This window comes from Mesorhizobium sp. CA14 (assembly GCF_020165195.1).
Taxonomy (GTDB): Bacteria; Pseudomonadota; Alphaproteobacteria; order Rhizobiales; family Rhizobiaceae; genus Mesorhizobium.
The window spans coordinates 144,112-150,409 of sequence record NZ_JAIUHR010000011.1 but is presented as its reverse complement, the minus strand read 5'-3'; the positions used below and the strand labels follow the sequence as shown (position 1 = coordinate 150,409).

The window sequence follows — 6,298 nt, the reverse complement described above, 5'->3', positions numbered from 1 at the left end:
GCTTCACCGCCATTGCGATTCCCTCCGAGCTTCCTTCTCAGAGAATCACAACCAGCCAATTACGCAACAGGCCCACAGGGGGAGAAGGGAAAGTCGCCCCTCAAGCCGCCTGCGGTTCGGGCTCGAAAGCCGGCCTGTCGGTATTGATCAAGAGCGAGATACAGGCCGCCGCGATGCCCGTCATGCCGGCGATCAGGAAGGCCAGCTCGTAATTGCCCTGCAGCTCGCGCATCGTGCCGCCGAAGGCGGCGGCGGCGGCGGCGCCGATCTGGTGTCCGGCGACGATCCAGCCGAACACGATCGGCCCGCTGCGATCGCCGAAAGCCTCGTTGGCGAGCCGCAACGTCGGCGGCACGGTGGCGATCCAGTCGAGCCCGTAGAGCACGGCGAAGATGATCAGGCTGGTCGCCGAGAAGCCGGAATAGGGCAGGTAGATCAGCGACAACCCACGCACGGCGTAATAGACGCCGAGCAGCTTGCGCGGATCGAAACGGTCGGTGAGCCAGCCGGATAGCGTCGTGCCGATCAGGTCGAAAATGCCCATCATCGACAAGAGCCCGGCCGCCTGCACCTCGCCAATGCCCATGTCGCCGCAGAAGGCGATGAGATGCGTGCCGACGAGACCATTGGTGGTGAAGCCGCAGACGAAGAAGGTGGCGAACAGGTACCAGAACACCCGTGTGCCCGCCGCACGGCGCAGCGTGTTCAGCGTATGCGCCAGGAAATTGCCCTGCGAGGCCGGCGACACCGGCGGCACGTCATTCGCATCGGCGCCGTAGCGAACCTGGCCGATCGAAGCCGGGCGTTCCGGCACGAGCAGCAGAACGAGCGGGATCAGCGCAGCCGTCGCGATCGCCACGGCGATCGCCACCGGCTTCCAGCCGCCGCTCTGCGCCAGCGAGGCGATGAGAGGCAGGAACACCAACATGCCGGTGGCGCTGGAGGCCGACATCAGACCCATCATCAGGCCGCGATTGGTCTTGAACCAGCGGTTGACGATGGTGGCGCCCAGCACGCTCGCCACCGCGCCCGAACCGATGCCGGAAAATACGCCCCAGGTGAGGAAAAGATGCCAGGGCTCAGTCATGAACAGGCTGAGCGCGGTCGATCCCGACATCACCAGCAGCGCGCCAAGCAGCGTGCGGCGCAACCCGATGCGTTCCATCAGCGCAGCGGCGAACGGTCCGGTCAGGCCGTAAAGCAGGATGCCGACGCTGGCGGCCCAGGACGTCACGTCGCGATGCCAGCCGAAGCTTTCCTCCAGCGGCACCATCATCACCGACGGCGCCGAGCGAAGCCCGGCCGCGATCAGCAGACACAGGAAAATGACGGCGACAACGACGAAGGCGTAGCGCTGGCCAAACGGACGGGACTGGATTATCATGTTACTGACCGGTACGTTGCAATGGAACGAGGCCATACATACGTACCGGTCAGTAACATTGTCAAGCGAGTTGTTTGCATGCCATCCGACAATAAAATTGAAGCGTCCTTGAGCGATACCCCTGCTCCCAGAGCGGCGGACAAGATCCTGGACGTGGCGCGCGACCTGTTTTACCGCGAAGGCATAAGGGCCATCGGCGTCGACGAGATCGTCAAGCGCGCTGGGGTCACCAAGCCGAGCCTCTATCGCAGCTTCCCCTCCAAGGACGAGCTTGCCGCCTCTTATCTACGCAAATACGACCTCGAATTTTGGGAGCGCTTCGACGAGGCCGTCGACGCGCATCCGGGCGATCCGCGCGCCCAGATCATCGCCTTCCTGACCCGGGTCGGCAAACGCACGCAAAAGCCCGATTATCGCGGCTGCGGCATGACCAACGCTGCGGTGGAATATCCCGAGCGCGGCCATCCCGCGCGGGTGGTGAGCGAGAACAATAAGGTCGAATTGCGCCGCCGCCTGCGCACCATGGCCGCCGCGATGGGCGCGAGCGACTCCGACACGCTGGGCGACGGCCTGCTGCTGCTCATCGAGGGCGCCTATATCAGCGGCCAGCTGTTTGGCGTTGGCGGACCGGCGGCGGCGGTTGCCCGCAACGCCGATCTCTTGATCGAAGCCAGCTTGAAGAAATAACAGGCGGCGTTACGCTTTTCGGCAACTCGAAACGGAGTTGTCCGTCATGCGCGCTCTTCTGATCCCGCTTGCCCTTGCCGGTTTCTGCCAGGCGGCCCAGGCCGGCGACATCTACAGCGCCTATACCGATCTCGACTGGAAGAAGGACTGCGTGACCTATGCGCAGGCCGCGGAAGGCGACGGCGACTGGGCAAGCCTCGTCTGCTCGGGCTATCGCGGCTACCCGGTGCTGATCGGCTACGACGACGCGCGGGAATCCGTCTATTACGGCTTTCCGTCCGACGACATGACCGCGGTCTGGGAGAGTTTCACCGCTTTCAACGGCTCCGGACCGAAGGTGGAATGGCGCATCGAGACCAATGGCGACGTCGCCATCCCCTTCGCCGCCATCCACCGCCGCTCGGTCAGCAATCCCGAGGACGAGAAGAAATCGACCGAAGTGCTCGTCGTCGCCAAGGTGGCGCAACCGGAAGAGCACCAAGGCTGCACGATCGGCCTGGTTCTAGCCACCGGCAATGCGCAGGCCAACGACCAAGCGCGCAAGCTCGCCGACGACAAGGCGAAAACCTTCGCCTGCGGCAAGGACAAACGCGAAGTGATCGGCGACGTGCCGGCCTTCGGGAGAGTGGATAACTAGCGGAGCCTAGCCAAACATTAGGCCAGCGCCGGATCGGGTTTCCATCGGCGGACTTGCCTAGTAAACCCTTGTTCCGATTACAGCCGGTCTTGGGAGGTTCCGCTTGTCCAGTTCTGTCGGCGCTGCGAACGAGAACGGCGTGGCGGTGGTCACCATCGACAACCCGCCGGTCAATGCGCTGAGTTTCCATGTCCGCAAGCCGCTTTATGAGGCGCTCGCCGCGTTGCGCGACGATCCCGCTGTGAGCGCGATCGTCATAGCCTGCGCCGGGCGCACCTTTGTCGCCGGCGCCGACATCACCGAATTCGGCAAGCCGGTCGAGCAACCGGAATTGCGGGCCATCATCGCCCTGCTGGAAACCATCGTCAAGCCGACGGTGGCCGCCATCCATGGCACGGCGCTCGGCGGCGGGCTGGAGCTGGCGCTCGGCTGCCATTTTCGCGTCGCGGACGCCGACGCCAAGCTCGGCCTACCGGAGGTAAAGCTCGGCCTTTTGCCGGGCGGCGGCGGGACGGTGCGTTTGCCACGCTTGGTCGGCGCCGCGAAAGCGCTCGGCATGATCGTCTCGGGCACGCCGATCTCGGCCGGCGAGGCGAAGGCCGCCGGTCTTGCCGATGCGATTGTCGATGGCGATCTGTTGGCAGAGGTGGTTCGTTTCGCCCGCGAAATGGCTGATCGAGGCGGGCCGTACGTGCCGGTGCGTGAGCGCAATGAGCGCCTTGCCGGGACCGATCTTGCAGCCTTCGACCGCTTAGCCGCCGATCTCGCCAAAAAAGCCCGTGGGCTGGACGCGCCGCTGGCCTGCGCCGAAGCCGTGCGCAACGCGATCACCTTGCCGTTCGACGCGGCACTTGCGGCCGAGCGGCAACTTTTCCTGAAGCTCGTTTCCGGCGATCAATCGCGCGCGCAGCGGCATTTGTTCTTTGCCGAGCGCGAGGCGGCGAAGATACCGGGTAAGGATCTGCAGAAGCGCCGGATCGAACGCGTCGGCATCATCGGCGCCGGCACGATGGGCGGCGGCATCGCCATGGCCTTCGCCAATGGCGATCGCCCGGTGACTTTGCTCGAGACAAGCGAGGAAGCGCTGCGGCGCGGTCTGGCGACGATCGAGAAGAACTATGCCGTCTCCGTCAGCCGCGGCTCGTTGAGCGAAGAGGCGCAGCAGAAGCGGCTCGGACTTTTCAAGGGCAGCACCAACTATACCGACCTCGCCGATTGCGATTTGATCATCGAGGCCGTGTTCGAGGACATGGCGGTCAAGAAGGAGGTGTTCGGCAAAGTCGACACCATCGCCAAGCCCGGCGCCATCCTCGCCACCAACACCTCCTATCTCGACGTGAACGAAATCGCCGCCTCGACCTCGCGTCCGGGGGACGTGCTCGGCATGCATTTCTTTTCGCCGGCAAACGTCATGAAGCTCCTGGAGATCGTGCGCGCCGAAAAAACCGCGCCCGAAGTGCTGGCGACGGTCGCCGATCTCGCGCGGCGCATCGGCAAGGTGGCGGTCGTCGTCGGCGTCTGCCACGGTTTCGTCGGCAACCGCATGCTGTCGGCGCGGGGCGCCGAGAACGAGACGCTGTTGCTGGAAGGCGCGACGCCGAGCCAGGTCGATAAAGCCTTCACCGATTTCGGCTGGCCGATGGGACCGTTCCAGATGGGCGACCTCGCCGGCCTCGATATCGGCTGGCGCAACCGTAAGGCGCGCGGCCAGAAGGCTGTGATTGCCGATGCGCTCTGCGAGCAGGGCCATTTCGGCCAAAAGACCGGGCGCGGCTGGTATCGTTACGAGACCGGCTCGCGTGAGCCGATTGCCGATCCGGAAGTCGAGGCGCTGGTCCGGGCGAAGGCGGCGGATCTTGGAATTGCGCGGCGCGAGATCGGCGCCGACGAGATCGTCGAGCGCACGCTCTACCCGCTGGTCAACGAGGGCGCCAAGATACTCGAGGAAGGCATCGCCGCGCGCGCGTCCGATATCGATGTCGTCTGGGCCAATGGCTACGGCTTCCCGATCGGCAAGGGCGGACCGATGTTCTGGGCCGGGCTTGAAGGTGCGGCGAAGATCGTCAAGCGGCTGGAGTTCTGGCACCGGCAGACCGGCCGGCCGATTTTCGAGCCGGCGCCGGTGTTGAGACGGTTTGCCGAGACGGGATCGTGGGAGGTTGCGGGCGGATAGCGGCGTTACGCCGCGATCCTTCGCGCCCCCCTCTGTCCTGCCGGACATCTCCCCGACAGCGTGGCGCCCAAGCCGCTAATCTCCCCCCTTGCTGGGGAGATAGCCGGCAGGCCAGAGGGGGGTGCTGTCCCGCCGACCTTCCCGGCTTGCCCGCAACGACCACACCCAAATTTGACCATGTGGACAAATCTCAGGCGCCGTTCCATAGTCTCGAACGTCTGACATTTTTTGGAACGGCCGGCTCGACACGGCTGTCGAACAGAGGGGCACTTCAATGGAGAACGAACGTAGCAAAACGCAACGCGCCGGCCTGTCGCGGCGCAGCGTGCTGGAACTCGGCGCGCTCGGCCTCGCGGCTACCGTGCTGCCCGGCGCGGCCTTCGCCAAGGACAAGAAGCTGAAGGTGGCGGCGATTTTTGCCACCCCGATCGAGGAGCCGTGGGACAACCAGATCCATGTCGCCCTGCAGAAGGCGGAGAAGGAGCTGGGCATCGAATACAAATGGTCGGAAAAGGTGCAGACCGCCGACTTCAGCCGCGTGATGCGCGAATATGCGCAGGGCGGCTACCAGCTGGTGCTGGGCGACGCCTTCGCCGCCGAGCGCGAATCGCGCCGCACCGCCAAACAATTCCCGAAGACGGCGTGGCTGTTCGGCTCCGGCGCCGGTCCGGCCGAGCCCAATTTCGGCGTCTTCGATAACTGGATCCACGAGCCCGCCTATCTCTCCGGCATGATCGCCGGAAAGATGTCGAAGTCCGGCACGGTGGGCGCCGTCGCGGCGATGGGCATTCCGGAAGTCAACCGGCTGGTCAACGCTTTCTTTGCCGGCGCCAAGGAGGTCAACCCGAACGTCAAGAAGAAGGTCGCCTTCATCGGCTCCTTCTTCGATCCGCCCAAGGCCAAGGAAGCGGCCGTGGCGCAGATCGACGCCGGCGTCGACGTCATCTATGCCGAACGCTTCGGCGTCATCGAGGCGGCGGTCGAGAAGAAGATTTTTGCCATCTCCAACATGTCCGACCAGTCCAGCCTCGGGCCGGATACGGTCATCACCGGCCCGGTGTGGGACATGTACCCGACGGTCGAGCAGGCGATCAAGCTGGTCGAGGCCGGCGTCTTCACCGCGCAGGACTATGGCGATTTCTCGCGCATGGCCAAGGGCGGCTCATATCTGGCGCCTTACCACAAGTTCGACAAGACGCTGCCGGCGGAAGTCAAGGAGCTGGTCGAGAAGAAGAAGGCCGAGATCCTCGAAGGCAATTTCCGCGTCGACGTCGACGAGAACACGCCGGTTTCGGATTAGAGCCGGCGTTCCCCCCTTGAGGGGAGGTGGCCCGCAGAGCCAGGAGGGGTCGCCCGCGACGCGCTCCATCCTTTTTATCAACGTCGAGGCGGTTGAGGCGACCCCTCCCGCCTCGCT

At 64.7% G+C, this 6,298-nt stretch carries 5 protein-coding genes; 4 read left to right on the top strand and 1 reads right to left on the bottom strand.

The window, feature by feature from the left end; all coding sequences use genetic code 11:
* Positions 1–100 precede the first annotated feature (100 nt).
* On the bottom strand, positions 101–1,384 hold the full coding sequence (locus tag LB565_RS14720) for an MFS transporter (RefSeq protein WP_224585104.1): 1,284 nt from the start codon (positions 1,382–1,384) through the stop codon (positions 101–103).
* 78 nt (positions 1,385–1,462) lie between these two features.
* Here LB565_RS14720 and LB565_RS14715 point away from each other — a divergent pair, with 78 nt between their 5' ends.
* From LB565_RS14715 to LB565_RS14700, 4 genes are all read left to right on the top strand, one after another.
* Complete coding sequence (locus LB565_RS14715) at positions 1,463–2,071, top strand: TetR/AcrR family transcriptional regulator (RefSeq protein WP_224585119.1); 609 nt, start codon at positions 1,463–1,465, stop codon at positions 2,069–2,071.
* Positions 2,072–2,117: 46 nt separating this feature from the next.
* Positions 2,118–2,708, top strand: a complete 591-nt coding sequence (locus LB565_RS14710) for a hypothetical protein (protein WP_224585102.1) — start codon at positions 2,118–2,120, stop codon at positions 2,706–2,708.
* A gap of 103 nt (positions 2,709–2,811) precedes the next feature.
* Positions 2,812–4,881 carry a 3-hydroxyacyl-CoA dehydrogenase NAD-binding domain-containing protein gene (locus LB565_RS14705; RefSeq protein WP_224585100.1) on the top strand — a complete coding sequence of 690 codons (2,070 nt, stop codon included), beginning with the start codon at positions 2,812–2,814 and terminating at the stop codon, positions 4,879–4,881.
* 274 nt (positions 4,882–5,155) lie between these two features.
* Positions 5,156–6,181, top strand: a complete 1,026-nt coding sequence (locus LB565_RS14700; protein WP_224585098.1) for a BMP family protein — start codon at positions 5,156–5,158, stop codon at positions 6,179–6,181.
* Positions 6,182–6,298: the final 117 nt, after the last annotated feature.